The organism is Thalassoglobus sp. (genome assembly GCF_048270125.1).
Classification (GTDB): domain Bacteria; phylum Planctomycetota; class Planctomycetia; order Planctomycetales; family Planctomycetaceae; genus Thalassoglobus.
On sequence record NZ_JBLWTN010000004.1, the window covers coordinates 16519 to 32482 of the forward strand.

The 15964-nt window shown below is 50.2% G+C and carries 12 protein-coding genes; 9 read left to right on the top strand and 3 right to left on the bottom strand.

The features are described 5' to 3' along the window. The first annotated feature begins 50 nt into the window (after positions 1-50). The gene (locus ACN0YR_RS06280) at positions 51-1523 is read left to right on the top strand and encodes a trypsin-like peptidase domain-containing protein (protein ID WP_417848342.1); all 1473 of its coding nucleotides are present in this window, start codon (positions 51-53) and stop codon (positions 1521-1523) included. A gap of 447 nt (positions 1524-1970) precedes the next feature. Beyond that, positions 1971-2771 (top strand): hypothetical protein, encoded by an 801-nt coding sequence (locus tag ACN0YR_RS06285; protein WP_417848343.1) that lies wholly within the window; start codon positions 1971-1973, stop codon positions 2769-2771. Positions 2772-2967: 196 nt separating this feature from the next. On the opposite strand, the gene ACN0YR_RS06290 is transcribed toward ACN0YR_RS06285, so the two are convergent. Together ACN0YR_RS06290 and ACN0YR_RS06295 are read right to left on the bottom strand one after the other, a co-directional pair. Then, positions 2968-3918 (bottom strand): hypothetical protein, encoded by a 951-nt coding sequence (locus ACN0YR_RS06290; protein ID WP_417848344.1) that lies wholly within the window; start codon positions 3916-3918, stop codon positions 2968-2970. 356 nt (positions 3919-4274) lie between these two features. Then, positions 4275-5456, bottom strand: coding sequence for a diadenylate cyclase (locus ACN0YR_RS06295; RefSeq protein ID WP_417848345.1), 1182 nt, complete (start codon positions 5454-5456; stop codon positions 4275-4277). Positions 5457-5990: 534 nt separating this feature from the next. On the opposite strand from ACN0YR_RS06295, the gene ACN0YR_RS06300 reads away from it, so the two are divergent. The 7 genes from ACN0YR_RS06300 to ACN0YR_RS06330 all read left to right on the top strand — a co-directional run bounded on the left by ACN0YR_RS06300 (position 5991) and on the right by ACN0YR_RS06330 (position 15578). Further along, positions 5991-6254: a BON domain-containing protein gene (locus ACN0YR_RS06300; RefSeq protein ID WP_417848346.1), complete on the top strand. Its 264-nt coding sequence runs from the start codon at positions 5991-5993 to the stop codon at positions 6252-6254. A gap of 76 nt (positions 6255-6330) precedes the next feature. Beyond that, a complete protein-coding gene (locus tag ACN0YR_RS06305; protein WP_417848347.1) occupies positions 6331-6534 on the top strand; it encodes a CsbD family protein in 204 nt (67 codons plus the stop codon). A 154-nt stretch (positions 6535-6688) separates the two neighbouring features. Beyond that, entirely contained in the window at positions 6689-6937 is a 249-nt protein-coding gene (locus tag ACN0YR_RS06310; protein ID WP_417848633.1) for a four-helix bundle copper-binding protein, read from the top strand. 175 nt (positions 6938-7112) lie between these two features. Then, complete coding sequence (locus tag ACN0YR_RS06315) at positions 7113-8525, top strand: MBL fold metallo-hydrolase (RefSeq protein ID WP_417848348.1); 1413 nt, start codon at positions 7113-7115, stop codon at positions 8523-8525. Further along, the gene (locus ACN0YR_RS06320) at positions 8522-9082 is read left to right on the top strand and encodes a YeeE/YedE thiosulfate transporter family protein (RefSeq protein WP_417848349.1); all 561 of its coding nucleotides are present in this window, start codon (positions 8522-8524) and stop codon (positions 9080-9082) included. Before ACN0YR_RS06315 ends, ACN0YR_RS06320 begins: the two co-directional genes overlap by 4 nt. Positions 9083-9325: 243 nt before the next feature. Beyond that, the gene (locus tag ACN0YR_RS06325) at positions 9326-9931 is read left to right on the top strand and encodes a YeeE/YedE family protein (RefSeq protein WP_417848350.1); all 606 of its coding nucleotides are present in this window, start codon (positions 9326-9328) and stop codon (positions 9929-9931) included. Positions 9932-10187: 256 nt separating this feature from the next. Beyond that, complete coding sequence (locus tag ACN0YR_RS06330; protein ID WP_417848351.1) at positions 10188-15578, top strand: CheR family methyltransferase; 5391 nt, start codon at positions 10188-10190, stop codon at positions 15576-15578. A 62-nt stretch (positions 15579-15640) separates the two neighbouring features. On the opposite strand, the gene ACN0YR_RS06335 is transcribed toward ACN0YR_RS06330, so the two are convergent. Beyond that, the gene (locus tag ACN0YR_RS06335) at positions 15641-15802 is read right to left on the bottom strand and encodes a hypothetical protein (protein ID WP_417848352.1); all 162 of its coding nucleotides are present in this window, start codon (positions 15800-15802) and stop codon (positions 15641-15643) included. Positions 15803-15964 lie beyond the last annotated feature (162 nt).

Here is a 15964-nt window from a genome sequence, read left to right on the forward strand (position 1 = left end):
AATTGGTACAGGTGGACGGTTGAAATTCTGACTGGAACGAGATGAATTATATGCGGACTTCCCGAAGAGGCCTGAAATCGACAATTGTCCTCGTGCTTTGCTGCGTCTTCGGAGTCTATTCGTTGAGAATGGTTGATGTTCGTGCAGCTCAGCGGATTGGGCCATCGAATGCATTCGGGAAAACCACAACGACCGCCAACTTCGCACCTGACGAGTTGTCGGATATTCTGCAGCAGGCAGGGCGTCAAATCTCGAAAGTCGCAGCGAAGACCAGTCCGGCAGTCGTTCATATTGAGAGCGAACGCGAAGAACGCAACTCCGTCACAGAGGAGACCGGGTCCGGTGTCTTGCTTTCGGACCCACGCGTCGAAGGTGTGTTTGTTGTCACCAACCGCCACGTTGTCGCTGATGCGGAATTGCGAAACATCAATATCCTGCTGTCCGATCAGCGAGTGATCAATCCGATCGAGAAAATTGAAGATGCTGAAAGTGATATCGCAGTCTTAAGAGTCCGGGACCCGGGACTCGAGGCTGCTCATTGGGGTGACAGTGACAACCTTGATATCGGCCATTTTGTGCTGGCCATGGGAAGCCCTTTTGGTCTCAATCAATCCGTGACATTGGGAATCATTAGTGCCAAGGGAAGGCGCTCGCTTGATCTTCCGGGAAGTCGGGTCATCAATCAGGATTTCCTCCAAACTGATGCTGCCATCAACCCCGGTAACAGTGGTGGGCCGCTGATTGATTTGAATGGTCGCGTTGTCGGCATTAACACAGCAATCGCTTCGCAGGGAGGAGGAAACGAGGGAATCGGCTTCAGCATTCCCAGTAACCTTGTACAGTTTGTCGCCATTCAACTTTTAGAGCATGGAAAAGTCCGGCGTGGATATTTGGGAGTCGAACTCGACGATAAGTTTGACCTTGATGATGCGAAACGCTTTTCACTGGATCGGCTTTTCGGCGCCAGAGTGAGCGTTGTTCTTGATAAAACCCCTGCCGCTTATGCGGGGCTGCAACGCGACGATATCATCATCAGTTTTGATGGCGTTGATATCCAGGACGAGAACGATTTGATACACCGCGTCAGCATGACCCCGGTTAACAAGCAGGTCCGGATGATTGTTGTTCGCAACGGACGAAAGATGACACTCTCAGTCACGCTGGCTGAACGAAATGTTCAGCGAAGTTCGCTCCCGGAAATTCAACAACCCGTCCCAGGTCCAACGCTCTATCAGAACACCGGCCTGTCAACGCACCGCCTGACTCCCCAACTCGCAAAGCAGATCGGATTCAAACAAAGCCAGCAAGGTGTGATTGTTATGAACGTCGCTGATTCAAATCAGGACGCAGACCATCTGCAACTCTTCGACGTGATTGAAGCGGTTGGACGTACATCGGTTTCTACCGAACAGGAATTTCTCGAGCAACTCAGTCAAATCGAGAACGGCCCTGCCCTTCTTAAAGTCCGTCGAATCACAGACGGAAAAATGACATCTCGTTTGGTCATTTTGCAAATTCCGTAAAGCCTCGAAGAACTCCTCTCCTGAGACCCGAGTAGAGTATGTACCTCGGGTTTTGGCAGGCGACTTTGAGTAGTCGCCTGAAGCACGAGTCTGAGAGATCTCCTGCCCTGTCTCGTGTTCTGTTAGAAAGCTTGAAGAGCTTCTACGTTTCCGAACGCCCTGCCCTCTGCTTGCCTTCAATTCAGTCGCATTTTTTGAATGGGGGTTTAAAGCATTTTTCGAATTGGTTTGCAGGTTCTGCCTCGTGGTAGACAGCGATTTTACTGGTGAAAGGTGCTCCGCACGGGTACGCGTGTACACAAAACTGCTTAATGCGAAATGGACATCGCGCTGAATGAGCAGTCGTTGCAATTGACAAGATCGGTAGAATCGGTAAAATCGGAACCGTCTCAGGTAGTAATTCCTCAACGTTTTCACTCTCTTTCCACATAACTGGAGAGCGATGTGATGAAAGTGTGGACGGATTTCACTTCATACGATGAGGCAGTTTCTTTCGCGTGGCAGGCCGCTGAACGCCACGATTTCTCGCAAGCCAACACAAAGTTTCAGGCCCTCCTTCAGAGTGACTCTTCTGTTTATCTGATACTCGAATACTCTCAATTTCTTTTTGATTGCGTCTCGCAAAAAGATGCAGTTGATCTTCTTTTGAAGTCGGCTGACAAGTCTCTTGCTTCTTTGGAATTCAGAAATTGTTGTCTCATCTATAACCGTCTGGCTGTCTTTTACCGAGAGTCTGAAAACGCTCAACTTGCCAGGCAGTATCAGCAGTTGGCGATCTCGTACAACTTGAAATCGGTCACAGAGCAGGATTGCTTCCATATTGATCAGGCCTCGCTTCTCGGGCGTGCTCATGATTATTTTTTAGACGGCGAATTGAACGAAGCAATCACGTTGCTCTTCTCACTCAGAGAAGGGGATGATTTCATCGCAGCGAAGGCCAATCTCCTGCTAGCTGAACTCTATTTGCAAATTGATGACCTCGAAGCTGGCCTGTTTGTACTCGAAGAGACAATTGGCTGGGCGAAAGCCCATGAGGACTCAGTTTTGTTGCTCGCAGCATTCGAATTCAAAAGCAAGTTGTCCGCTCAAAACGAGGATGATCATTCGGCGTCGAATTCGCTCGACGCGGCCATTCGAATCGCTCGCAGATCCGGTCGCTGTACTCGCCAATTGAAACGATTGGAGCAGAGTCAAAAAAAGCTCAACTCACAAATCACGCTTCGAGCTTTCCAGGCAGAATGGAATTAAAGCATTGCCAGATTCTTCATGTCCAACAAGCATGAGTTCTCTCAACAAAAATTCGCAACTTCACAATACGGATCTCGCACAGCAATTCGAAAACGACTCTCAGCGCTACAGTCAACCCGATACTGATTGTTACGTTTTGTCCTTCGACAAGCAGCCTGTGAATTCATACACGTGGTCTTTACGGGAACGGGAATAACTATGCGGCGGATCGAGGGTTTCTGAGCAGACGGAACTCTTCGTCTTCGATGATGTTTTGCATACAGTGCCCGCGTTGAGTTGCCTTGAGGCGACGTTTTAGTGATCGCCGCATCGCTGAGTGGTAACCGACAGTGGTCGTGAAAAGTGTGATGAGATCGAGAAATTTTTGGTCTTTAGCCAATGTCTGTTCGTACATGTAGACGTGGGCGTTGTAGCCCAATCCGATGAGTGCTCCGTCGATTTCACCGATCTGTTGGTTACACGCTTCGATGACAAAGTCAGCACCGATGGAGATCCATTTTCGTTTGATTTTCAGATACCACATTTTCTGAAGTCGTTCATCGAAATAGCTGAAACTGAAAATGGAGGGGATGCGGAAAGTGCGATTGTTCTCCTGCATGTACGTCATGTAGTCATAACCTTGCAGGTTGGTGGCAAACGAAAGGATGGTTCTCTTGACGCCGAGTGAATTGTGCAACTCTCGAGTCACCATCTCCTCGACAGATCCTGTCCAGCGAATTTGCTCACCAGTCGTTTTGAATATCTTCATTACAAGCCGACGGTTCTCGATGTCCTGTGGGCGCATTTTGTTCACAGGGTCGCGCTCGAGTTGTCTTTCAAGATTTTTGGTTTGTGATTGACTGAGCCGTCCGCTCCGTTTGATTTCTTTGCGTAATTGAGCCTGGCGGTCAGATTGCAAGCGATTCAAAATAGAAGATTGTTGTGCTGCGTCCGGATTCCAGATATCGGTACGAATTCCGACCATGTGCGACTGTTTCCATTCTCCGTTTTTCATGTTCTTTTCGGAGATGGTTCCGCAGACATCCATGTTTGCACCGAACCGCTGGTCTTCCGCTTTTTTCAGTTTTTGCAGCAGGTCAATGTTCGTCGGATGCAGACCCATAAAGGCCCACATGTCGACGTATCGATGTGCGAAAGAACGCGACACTTTTGACTTTGGCCAAAACATGCTGAAGCTTTACCACTGCCAGAGAGAATGAACGAATTTCGAAGTTTCGGTCATATTCTGAATTCAACTTCTTTCGCAATATCGAACAGGTGCGAACGGGCGAATCTGTCACTCCACCGGCAAAGACTGCCCTCATGAAGTGCCCGACGTGATCGCGACAGGCAACTTTCGCCGCCAGGAGAGTTATTCATCAAGACGATGATTAGAACTGTTCCTGAAATTTAAAATTGCTCTCTCAAACGTTGAGAAAAGCGACGATTCCAGAGGTTTTCGGACTGGTTCTAAAGACGTTTGCTCTAGCCAGTGCACGTGAAGAACGCGTTTCACCAGCGAAATTACTGCTCGCCTTTTTTGCGTAACGAGACGATCACTTGTCGAGGTTCAATCTGTTCGACGCTCAATTCGCTCGGGATGTTCTTCAAATTTGATTCGCTCTCCCATTGAGGAAATCGAGTTCCTTTTGCAATCGATTTCACCTCCAGTGAGACAACTGCCGAGGCAGGTTTCAACAGGTTGAATGCAGGCTCTGGCCCGGAGAGTGTCAATTCGGCAAAAGTTGGTTTCGGTTCTGCAATTTCCCAACCCTCGGGAACATTTCGGTATTCGATCGGGATTACGAAAGTACGCTGGATCGTGTCGGTGTTATACGCAAATGTGAACCACAGCATCGTTGCGGTGGCGATCGACACAAGCAGCGTCAGCCCGTGGTAGCGTGGGCGTCTCTTTCCGCCGGCGAAACGTCCACCTTTGAAATATGCTCTTAACCGGTCAGCCAATTGCGTTGGATCAACGATTTGCATCTCACCATCTTTGGCAATCGTAATCGTTCCACGTTCCTCGGAGACTGCCACAACCATCGCGTCACAGCATTCCGCAAGTCCTAAGGCTGCTGCATGTCGGGTTCCACTACCGTGCAGTTTCTCGACTTGCTTAGAAAGCGGAAGATGGACTCCAAGCATGGCAATTCGTTCACGTTCAATCAGGACCGCACCATCATGACCGGGAGATTTTGGGTGGAAGATGCTCAGTAAAAGTGGCAGACTGATTTTCGCATCCACATCGACTCCGCCCCGGATGTGACGTCCCAGAGGCTCACGATTTGGGATGACGACCAATGCTCCAATTCGCTGACGAGCCATGAAGGTAATCGCTTCGGTTAAAGTTCCTGTCAGTTTCTCAGAGGGACCGCTGACCGAAGAGCGTAAGAAAAATTGCGAGGCAGCCAGCTTTTCGAATCCGTACCGAATATCACTTTGAAAGATCACAACGAAGGTGATCAGAATTGCGATGGAACCGTATTGGTACGCCAAAGTTGTGAGGTAAAGGTCGAACCATTGAGCCAGTCCGAAAAGGACAACCAGCCCGACGGCCACAATCCCCAATGAGCGCGAGGCTTTTTGCCGCAACCAGACGATGACGACATACAACAGGATGGAGACGATTGCGACATCGAGCAGGTCCGCGAATCGCACTCGTTCAATCAGTTCACGAACGTGTTGTGGCATCGAGTCTAACATCTGATAAAGCACTTACGCACTTTCTGTGCCCATGGAGAACGGTTCTGTCTGGAAAACGCTGAACTCCACAAGGCAGTCCTCGAACACCAATTCGAAAACCACTCGACAAGAGTGAATCGATCACAAATTGCAGCCGAGCGAGGACTGTGATTGTAACAAGATTCTCCCGGGGACCAATCGGATTGTACGACAAATTTTCGATCACTTCTTGCCTGAAACACGCCCGAAACTGAACTGCAACATGTGCAGAAGCATTGAATGGTCGTCGTTTGAACGCGCTGGTCGTCCACGAATCAGAGATACATGATGTCGCCGGCTCATGCGTGCGATGGGATAAGTTTCGACGTGGAACTTTTCAAAATCATTCGTGCAGACGGACTTGGTTTTTCACTGAGCAAAAGCACATTCTCCGCCAAAACCGGAGGTGAAATTCATCAGGACGGGAACAACTGGCATGACGGTTGCAAAATGAACCAGGTAGATCGAGTCGACCAAAGGATTCGATAACTCATTTGGTAATAACAGGAGGCTTCAATGCCAAACGCGATATCTCATGAAACAGCTACCGGCCAGGATCTTGTACGAAGAGTCTGCCACGCAATCACCGAGCTTGGTTACCCAGAGCATTCGTCTGTGCGATGCGAGTCCGATGGTTCTACCGTGACGTTGAAAGGCAAACTTTCGTCTTTCTACCTGCTGCAAATCGCTCAGGTTATAGCCATGGAAGTGCCCGGAGTTCGAGCGGTGGTGAACAAAATCGAAGTCAGTGGGAAGTCGCGAAAGTCTCAATGGTATTGAAGAAAATTCGAACTTTCTGCGACTGAAATTAGTTTCAGAAACTTAGGTGAGATGACTCATAACAAGGAGATGAAAGATGAATTGGGATCAAATTCAAGGCAAGTGGAAACAAGTCAAGGGACAGGCCCAACAGAAGTGGGGCAAGCTGACGGAGGACGACCTCGACGTAATTGATGGGAAACGCGAGGAACTCGTCGGCAAAGTCCAGGAGCAGTACGGAATTGCTAAGGAGGAGGCCGAGAAGCAGGTCTCTGAATTCGAAAGTTCCTGCAGCTGCTAGGACCATCGAACCCTTTCCGGGCGAGCGTTTTACGCTCGCCCGGAAACGTTTACGCATTTAGTTATTAAAGAAGGAGAATCAAATGTCAGTTCAGGACCCCTGTATTGAAGCTTGTCAGAAATGCGCAATCGCATGTGAAATCTGCTTGAGCGAGATGCTCGATGAGCAAAGTGATAATGATTGTCCTCGCTGCTGTCGTGAGTGTATCGACCTTTGTTTGCTGTGTGCGCAGGCAATCGCGAGAAACAGTCGATTCAGCGAAGAGATCTGCAAGCTGTGCGCCGATGCCTGTGAATGGTGTGCTGAGCAGTGTGGAGCCCATGATCACGATCACTGCCAGAAATGTGCAGAGGCGTGCCGTGCCTGTGTCAAAAGCTGCCGAAGCATGGCTCAAGCTTCATAGGACAATGTCTTAGTTATGGGGGATCACTTTCATGACTTCATCGTCGGCTTGTCACGAGACAGGACGCGTAGCTGCGAGTCTCTTTTCTCCATGGTAAATCGCGACTTACGTCGTAGGTTTTGAGCTTACTTGCTCGAACAAAATCGAATGATTTAAAACAAAACCGGAGCTGATCATGTTTGTCCTGGAAACCGTTTTGACAGATGGAATTGCACAACTCTCGTATTTAGTCGGTGACACGGAGACCGGCAGAGCTGCCGTGATCGATCCTCGCACCGACGTCGAGATCTACGAGAAGCTTGCTCGCAAACATGGTGTTTCAATTACTCACATTTTTGAGACTCATATTCATGCCGACTTCGTTTCGGGGAGCCTTTCACTCTCAGCCAGACTAGGCAGTGCTGACATCTGGTTGAGCGGTGAAAATGCAGATTATCAATTTCCCGGGAATGTGATCAGCAATGGTGACACATTTGATTTCGGAGCTTTCTTTCTGGTGGCACGCCATACGCCTGGCCACACTCCAGAACATCTTTCATTTGAAATTTGTGAAGCGAAGAACCCTGACCGACCATTTGCCGTTTTCACCGGCGATTCACTCTTTGTTGGTTCAGCGGGGCGTCCAGATTTATTAGGAGGAGATCAGACGCAAGCTTTGAGTGAAGATCTCTATCGAACATTATACGACTATTATCTGAAGCTGGACGACTTTGTCACGATCTATCCCGGTCACGGAGCAGGCTCGGCCTGTGGTGCCGATATCGGAGATCGACTTTCCAGCACGATTGGCTATGAGCGTCGAACGAATGCATTCTTGAAGTTCCCTGACATGCAGACTTTTCAAGAATTCGTGATCAATGATGCTCCGCCTGTGCCGTGGCATTATCCTGAGCTGAAGAAAGTGAATGCGTCCGGCCCCGATGTGATGGATCGGCTTCCGACCATTCGTGCGCTTCCCCCTGACAAGTTTCGCAAAGTCATGCGAGAAGCTGGGGTGACAACTCTCGATACACGTTCCATGCTGGCGTTCGGAGGTGGTCACGTCCCAGGAGCAATCAATATTGGTGATCGACCAGAGATGTCGGCTTGGGTTGGGCAGATGTTCGATTTGGATCAACGGTTGCTGCTGATCGTTGATGATGATGAAGACATCGAGCAGATTCAGCGTCTTACCGTCCGGACCGGCCACTCAGAGTTTGCTGGTTATCTGGCGGGTGGAATGAAGGCCTGGGAGGTCGCTGGCTTGCCGCTGGAATCAACCCGGCAAATCACCGTCGAGGAACTTCGCGAAATGCAGATGAGTCAGAACGATTTTACACTTCTGGATGTCCGTTCACCGGCTGAGTGGGAGTCAGGGCACATTCCCGGAGCTCAGCATCATTTTATCGCTGACATGCGTGACCGAATCAGTGGATTGGACAAAGCTGATCGCTACGTTACCTACTGCGCGAGCGGTTACCGAGCCAGTATTGCATCAAGTTTAATGCAATCTCGCGGATTTTCAGACGTCTTCAATGTTCCGGGAAGCTGGAGTGCCTGGAAGGCAGTCGGGTACGACATCGAAAAACCGGAGGAGGCGACAGTATGAATATGATTCTTTCAAGACTGACAGTATTGGGTGAAGTTGACCCTTTGCAGTATCCCGGACCTGCCTGGTCACCGTACGTCGTCGGCGCTCTGATCGGAGTGTTGTCGATGTTCACATTCTATTTCTCGAACAAGCCGCTGGGGGCATCGACAGCCTACGCTCGCATTTCGGGAATGCTGGGAAAGCTCTTTGCGCCCAAACATACTCAATCGCTGAAGTACTTTCAGGACAACCCGCCTCGTCCAGGTTGGGAACTGATGCTTGTCATCGGGGTCATCATCGGATCGTTCTTTGCAGCCTGGAGCGGAGGCGAGTTAACCGGTCAGCTACTCCCGGCAATGTGGGTCGAGCGTTTCGGTGCAGATAGCAATCTGCTGCGGATTGGTGTTGCACTGGCAGGTGGGATGCTGATGGCATTTGGTGCTCGGATGGCAGGTGGATGCACCAGTGGTCATGGAATCAGCGGGACGTTGCAACTGGGCATTGGTTCCTGGATCGCAGCGATCTGCTTCTTTATTGGCGGCATTATCACAGCCATGTTGATGTTTGGTGTGTAGCGATTGCTCACAATGCCTTTGAGATTGAAGTGTGTCTCTGGAGTTTCGACATCGTAGAGATGTTATGCGAGCGTCGTTTACGAAATTGTGTGCCCGTGTTGAACCGCGTTTCATCTGGACAATTGCTGTTCGCGATGAAGCAGGACGCAAGACCAATTCGAAACATGCGAAAGAGCAAATCACAAATATTTAATCACACCATGACGATGTCACATCATGGATCAAAACTGTGGAGTATCGACGATGGCTACGACGCTTGAAAAACCGCAACTCGAGGCGACACCTGAAACGGAATCAGAAAGTGTAGCTACCTTTCCGTCCAGGTCGCTCGTTCTGGGACTTGTCTTTGGTGTGGTCTTTGGATTCCTGTTGCAAAAAGGTGGAGTCGCGAAGTTTCATGTCTTGATTGGGCAGCTACTGCTCGAAGACTTTACTGTTGTGAAAGTGATGCTCTCCGCTGTTGTCGTGGGGACCTTAGGGATTCATTTGATGCATCACCTGAAACTTGTTGAGCTACATATTAAACCGACACGAATCGCATCGAATGTCATCGGAGGTTTGCTTTTCGGAACAGGCTTCGCGCTGTCAGCTTACTGCCCCGGAACCGGCGCAGCTGCATTGGGGCAAGGTAATTTCGATGCGTTTGCAATGGTCGCTGGCATGATCGCTGGTTCATATGTTTTTGCAGAAGCCTCAGGCTGGATCAGTCGAAACGTCGACCCGATCGGAGACAAAGGTAAGCTGACCTTGCATGACGTATTGCCGTTCAATCGTGCTGTCGTCGTCATAGGTAGCGCAGCGATCTTGACTGCTGTGCTGGTCATTCTTGAAGTGACGACGGTCCGTTAATCGTTATCAAATTGGGACTTCTCTCATGAAGTTGTAGAGGGGTTTATTTGACAAGTTGCCAGGGGACAGGCTGAAGTGCAGAGAGGGCTGGGTACGGCGAGTGCCATCGGGAGTAACAATTCTGGTCTGATGAGAATACGGATAAAGCAGGTTTTAGAAGCCCTTGGAGGGTTACGATTTCAGTGTTTTCGTTACAATGCTGACTTTCACTGTCGTCACATTCACTCAGTGACATTCCTTGTGGAAGCGGCATCGAATGAAGAATTCTTCCAATACTTCGGACTCAAATGTTGTGGCAGCATCAGCGGTAGTTGGAATCGGTTGTGCTGGTGGCGGGCTCGACGCAATTGAATCGATCTTACGGACCTTCCCCAGTGGTTTGCGTACGGCGATTGTCATTGCTTCTCATGTCAACACTGATGATTCTGATGTCTTGGTCGACCTGATCTCACCACTGACTTCATTCACTGTGAAGTCGCTCAACGAATCGCCGACTCAATTGAATGTGGACACGGTCTATGTTGTCCCGCAACGCAGCATCGTTGTCGAAACGGAATTCGGCTATTCCGCTATGCAAACAGACGACGTTGATCAACGAGCGAAAACAGTTGATCGATTGTTCACCCTGCTTGCTGAGAATTACGGTGAGCGATCCATCGGCGTTGTGGTCTCCGGCACCGGGAGTGATGGAACCCTTGGATTGGCAGCAATCCGTGCTGTCGGCGGGATGACGATTGTTCAGTCACCGGAAACTGCTCACCACGATGAGATGCCTCGCAGCGCGGCAGCGAGTGCCGATCATGCACTTGAGTTGGAGCAAATTTCTGATGAGTTGTCTTCCCATATTCAACACCTCATCAAGAGAAAGGGGCAGGCAGAGTTTCAGATCCAAAGCGATCAGATCGAAGCGATACTTCCTCGAATTTGCGATGCCCTGCTGGCGGCCACGGAGTATGAATTCAGGCATTACAAGAAGCAGACACTCATCCGGCGCATCTTACGACGCATGCAGGTCCTGCGGATTGACGATCCGGATGAATACTTAAGTCGACTCCAGAATGAACGGGAAGAAGCTCATTCATTATTTCGCGAATTGCTGATCAGCGTCACTGCCTTCTTTCGTGATCCAGACACCTTCGCCACGCTTTCGCAACATGTCATTCCCAAGCTGTTTGATCGATATGGAACGGGAGAGACAATCCGAGTCTGGGTGCCGGGGTGTGCGACAGGCCAGGAAGCTTACACGCTAGCGATGCTCATGATTGAGGAGCGTGATAAGCATGGCAGTGACATTGAGATCCAAATCTTCGCGACCGACATTGACCAGCGTGCCCTCAATTTTGCCCGTGAAGGAACATACGCGTCATCGATCAAGGATGAACTCACACCCCGGCGTCTGGATCGATTCTTTCGGAAGACCGGTAATAAGTATGTGGTTCGTAAAGAACTGCGAGACATGTGTGTCTTCTCCAAGCATAATCTGGTCAGCGATCCTCCTTTTTCGCAGATGGATCTGATCTCCTGTCGCAATTTGTTGATTTATCTTGGCCAGCCACTGCAACTGAAACTGATTCCTCTGTTTCACTTTGCTCTTCGGCCACAAGGCTACCTCTTGCTCGGTCCGTCCGAGAACCTGACCTCGCATACCGAGATCTTTCGACCGATCGACAAGAAGCACCGCATCTCGCAGCGAAAAGCCGGTCCGGCGAAACCGACGACACTTTTCAGCGGCACCAGAGGAGGAGCAACATCATTGAGCCATGCGCGAGTCGCCTCTCCCAATGAAGTGGACATCCATCAAATCTCGCAGCGGATTCTGCTGGATGAGTTCGCTCCCCGCTACGCCGTCGTCAACGAAGATGGGCATCTCGTTTGTACGTCACCGGGGTTGGAGCGTTATTTTGCTTTCCCCGATGGTCCTTACGCAAACAACGTTGTGAAGATCGCGAAGTCAGGTTTACGCAGTGGACTGCGGGCAGCGTTTCGAGAATCGAAAGAGTCGTTGCGAACCGTCGTTCGGGACGACTTGACACTCAAGAGTGGTGACGGGCTCCAGTATATCCGACTCACAGTCCAACCTATGCCGGAAATTGGCGAAGACGTTGGGCTGTTCATGTTAATCTTCCACGAATTGGGACTTTCCTCGACGCGGCACGGCAATACAGAAACTTTACCCGATTCCGAAAAAGCGATCGAACAACTTGAACGCGAACTCGATCAGACACGGAGCGATCTGGAGAACACTGTTCAGGAGTTGGAAGGTTCTAATGAGGAGCTGAAATCTTCAAATGAAGAGCTGCGATCGATCGTTGAGGAATTGCAGTCCGCAAACGAAGAATTGGAGACTTCGAAGGAAGAGATCCAAGCCGGAATGGAGGCTCTCTCACGAGCCCGCAGCGATTTGCAGAACCTTCTCGATGGGACGCAAATCGCCACGATCTTTTTGGATTCGAATGGGAAAATCAATAGCTTCACGCCAACTGTTACCAATATCTACAACGTGAAGGAAGGTGACATTGGTCGCCCTTTGAGTGACATCACCTTCAACAGCAAAGAGATGCCGAAGATCCCTACTGCTGAGGAAATCAGAAAGCAGGATCTTGAGATTCTCGAGTGCGAGGTTCAGACGGAGGATGGTCGCTGGTATCTCCGTCGTGTCCTTCCTTACTATCACGAAAGTGAACCTGATGGCGTGATTCTGACCTTCATCGATATCTCGCAGAAAAAACGAGAAGAGATGCAGTTGACGACGGCACTTTCGGTGACTCAGGTCTTTTCAGATTCTTCATCGTTTTCGGAGGCTGTCCCAAAGTTGCTCAATGGTCTCCGCGACAGTCTGGACGCAGAGGTCTGTACGCTATGGATCGTCGATACAAAGACTCAGGAATTGTTCTGCGCAGAAGTTGATTTTGACCGCTCGTCGACCAAGCTCAAGGATTTCATTTCGAGAAGTGAAGAACTCCGTTTCCAGCGAAACCAAGGATTGCCGGGCCATGTCTGGAACTCGCTGCAACCATTATGGATTCAGGATGCAACCGCAGAGTTTCAACAATCTGTTCAGGATTATCGTCGTCATGACACTGCAATAGAGGCGGGGTTGATCAGCGGGATTGCGTGGCCGATTCTTACCGGAGACCAGTTTCGTGGTGTGATTGAATTCTTCACAAGTCGCCCACTGGATCGAGAGCAATCGGTCTTAGTCAGCCTGCTGCGAGAAGTTGGCCGGGAGATCGGACAATTCATGCGTCGGAAAACCTTGGACGACAAATTCCAAGATGAGCAATCCCGCAAGGCAGCGATTCTTGACGCGGCTCTCGATTGTATCGTGACGATGGATATGGAAGGAAACATCGAAGATTTCAATTCGGCAGCTGAGCAGACTTTTGGATACCACAGCGACGAAGTCAGAGGGCAGCAGTTGGCCGATCTGTTGATCCCCGCCGAATATCGTCAGCTTCATCAGGAGGGAATGGTCAAATACCTCCAAACGGGGGAAGCCACTGTGATCGGACAACGCATCGAACTGACTGCCCTCCGCGCCGATCAAACTCAATTCCCGATTGAACTCGCCATCAATGTTTCGCACAACCTTGACGGTTCACCATTTTTCACTGGCTACATTCGTGATGTTTCCGATCGAAAGGAAAAGGAACGTGAGGATGCCGACAGGGAACGTCGACTGGCAATGGCGCTTAAGGCGGGAGGAATGGCCGTTTGGGAGTGGACAGACCAGGCAAGCCTATGGTCGGAAGAACTCTACGAACTCCTCGGACTCAGTCATGAAACAACTGCTTCTCCGGAAACTCTCTTCAATTGTGTTCACCCGGACGATCTGCAGGGATTGCAGGATGCTTGGCAAAAGGCGACTTGCGGCATAGAACCCTATCATCATGAATTCCGCATCGTGTTGCCGACTGGAGAAATTCGCTGGCTGGCAGGTGTTGGTGAGTTCGTCCGAAAAGACGATGAAGTCTCTCAGATTTTTGGATTAAACTGGGATATCACACAAGAGCGAAACGCAGAACTCGCCGTTCGAGAAAGTGAATCGTTCTTGCGTCGCACTCTTGATTCACTGGCAGCTTTTGTGGGGGTGTGTGAACCGGATGGCACTTTGATTCAGATCAATAAGCCGGCAATGGAACTGTCACCCTCCACTGAAAGTGAAGTGCTGGGTTTGCAACTTTGGAACACACATGCCTTCTCATATAATAAGGAAATCCAGGAGCAGGTTCGTGAAGCGGTCGAGAGAGCTGCCGGTGGTGTCTCTTCGCGACTTGATGCAGAGATTCGAGTGCGTGACGACGACCGGATGTTTGTCGACTTGCAGATTGTCCCCATGCGAAATGATGCCGATCAGGTGACCCACTTGATCCCTTCTGCCATTGATATTTCCGAGCGGAGAGAGAGTCAGGAAAAGTTAGCACACTTGGCTGCTGTCGCTGAAGCTGCAAGCCGTGCAAAAAGCGAATTCGTTGCCAATATGAGCCACGAAATTCGTACGCCCATGACAGCCGTACTGGGGTACACTGACTTGCTGCTGGCACAGGAAGAAGACGAGGAGAAGCTCAATCATCTCAAAACGATTCAGCGGAACGGCAATTTTCTATTGGAGATCATTAACGATATTCTCGACCTGTCAAAAATCGAAGCTGGAAAACTCGATATTGCAGTCGAACGGTTCTCGGTTGCCGAACTGGTCGCGGATGTCCTTTCAATGATGTCGGTCAGAGCGACGGAAAAGAACCTGGCGTTCTCAGTCAAGTACGAAGGGACACTCCCTCAGCGAATTGAAAGTGATTCCAAGCGCCTGAGACAGATTCTGATTAATTTGATCGGTAATGCGGTCAAGTTTACGAATTCCGGCAGTGTCATCCTGACAGTCCGTGAAGTCTCTTGTGATGAACAGGCGAAGATTCAATTCAATGTCGCCGATACTGGCATCGGAATGTCTCTCGAGCAGCAAAGCCGTCTATTTCAACCATTTTCCCAAGGCGATGCGTCGGTCTCCCGATCATTCGGAGGGACGGGACTGGGACTGGTGATCAGCCGACGACTGGCAACGTTGCTTGGGGGAGACATCTCCGTGGAGAGCGAACCGGATCAAGGAAGCGCGTTCACCTGCACGATTTCCGCTGGAGACGTTTCCAATGAACCACGAATCCATCCGATTAATGAGACAGGCTCCCTTGAGGAGCAGACGCCACAAAACGGGGCGATACAAAACAATCAACAATTAAGTTGCCGCGTCCTCATTGTTGACGACCGCCGGGATGTCCGATTTTTGAGTTCAAGAATCCTCATTCGTGCCGGTGCCACGATCGAAGAATGTGAAGATGGAATGGAAGCCATTGAACGTTTCGAATCCGATTCAGACTTGCTCGCTAAAATTGATCTGGTGTTGCTCGACATGCAGATGCCGCGTCTGGATGGATACCAGACTGCGACTCGTCTTCGATCACTTGGGTTCACGAAACCGATTGTCGCCCTCACAGCGGATGCCATGCAAAGTGATATGAGTCGCTGCATCGAGGCTGGCTGCAACGAGTTTCTCAGTAAGCCAATCGACTCAGCTCAGCTTATCGAAGCTGTTTCACGACTCACCTCGGCAACAGAGTCGCCCATTCTTAATCGGACCGACTCCAACTGATTGCCTTCACTTGCCAAGCTTCGCGCCTGCCTGGCAGAGTGAGCAGGCGCCACCATGGTTGCTCAACGACCACGCTGATCGCGGGACAACCGTGAATCTTTATCAAGCCGCGAGACGACGCTGACTGATGCTTCCTGACAGTGATCTCCAGCGACTTGGACAGGTTTGTCACACGGTCTGAACATCTCGGCAGGTCGCTCGACGAGTTGGTATGCAGTTTGCATCTCTGATACACGACTGAATTGAAGAGCTTGAACAGGAACAAAAAAGAAACAGCCTCCACGAACAGAGACCCATCGAAAAGTCTAGAGCAGTTTGCTCTATCGTCTGCCCGTGAAGAACGCGTTTGATCCATTAAATCGCTGTTCGCCACGAGGCAGAACCTA

Coding starts and splice junctions, on each gene's coding strand:
- ACN0YR_RS06305 (WP_417848347.1), top strand. CDS start 6,331: ATGAATTGGGATCAAATTCAAGGCAAGTGGAAACAAGTCAAGGGACAG.
- ACN0YR_RS06310 (WP_417848633.1), top strand. CDS start 6,689: ATGCTCGATGAGCAAAGTGATAATGATTGTCCTCGCTGCTGTCGTGAG.
- ACN0YR_RS06300 (WP_417848346.1), top strand. CDS start 5,991: ATGCCAAACGCGATATCTCATGAAACAGCTACCGGCCAGGATCTTGTA.
- ACN0YR_RS06315 (WP_417848348.1), top strand. CDS start 7,113: ATGTTTGTCCTGGAAACCGTTTTGACAGATGGAATTGCACAACTCTCG.
- ACN0YR_RS06295 (WP_417848345.1), bottom strand. CDS start 5,456: ATGTTAGACTCGATGCCACAACACGTTCGTGAACTGATTGAACGAGTG.
- ACN0YR_RS06330 (WP_417848351.1), top strand. CDS start 10,188: ATGAAGAATTCTTCCAATACTTCGGACTCAAATGTTGTGGCAGCATCA.
- ACN0YR_RS06335 (WP_417848352.1), bottom strand. CDS start 15,802: ATGCAAACTGCATACCAACTCGTCGAGCGACCTGCCGAGATGTTCAGA.
- ACN0YR_RS06285 (WP_417848343.1), top strand. CDS start 1,971: ATGAAAGTGTGGACGGATTTCACTTCATACGATGAGGCAGTTTCTTTC.
- ACN0YR_RS06325 (WP_417848350.1), top strand. CDS start 9,326: ATGGCTACGACGCTTGAAAAACCGCAACTCGAGGCGACACCTGAAACG.
- ACN0YR_RS06280 (WP_417848342.1), top strand. CDS start 51: ATGCGGACTTCCCGAAGAGGCCTGAAATCGACAATTGTCCTCGTGCTT.
- ACN0YR_RS06320 (WP_417848349.1), top strand. CDS start 8,522: ATGAATATGATTCTTTCAAGACTGACAGTATTGGGTGAAGTTGACCCT.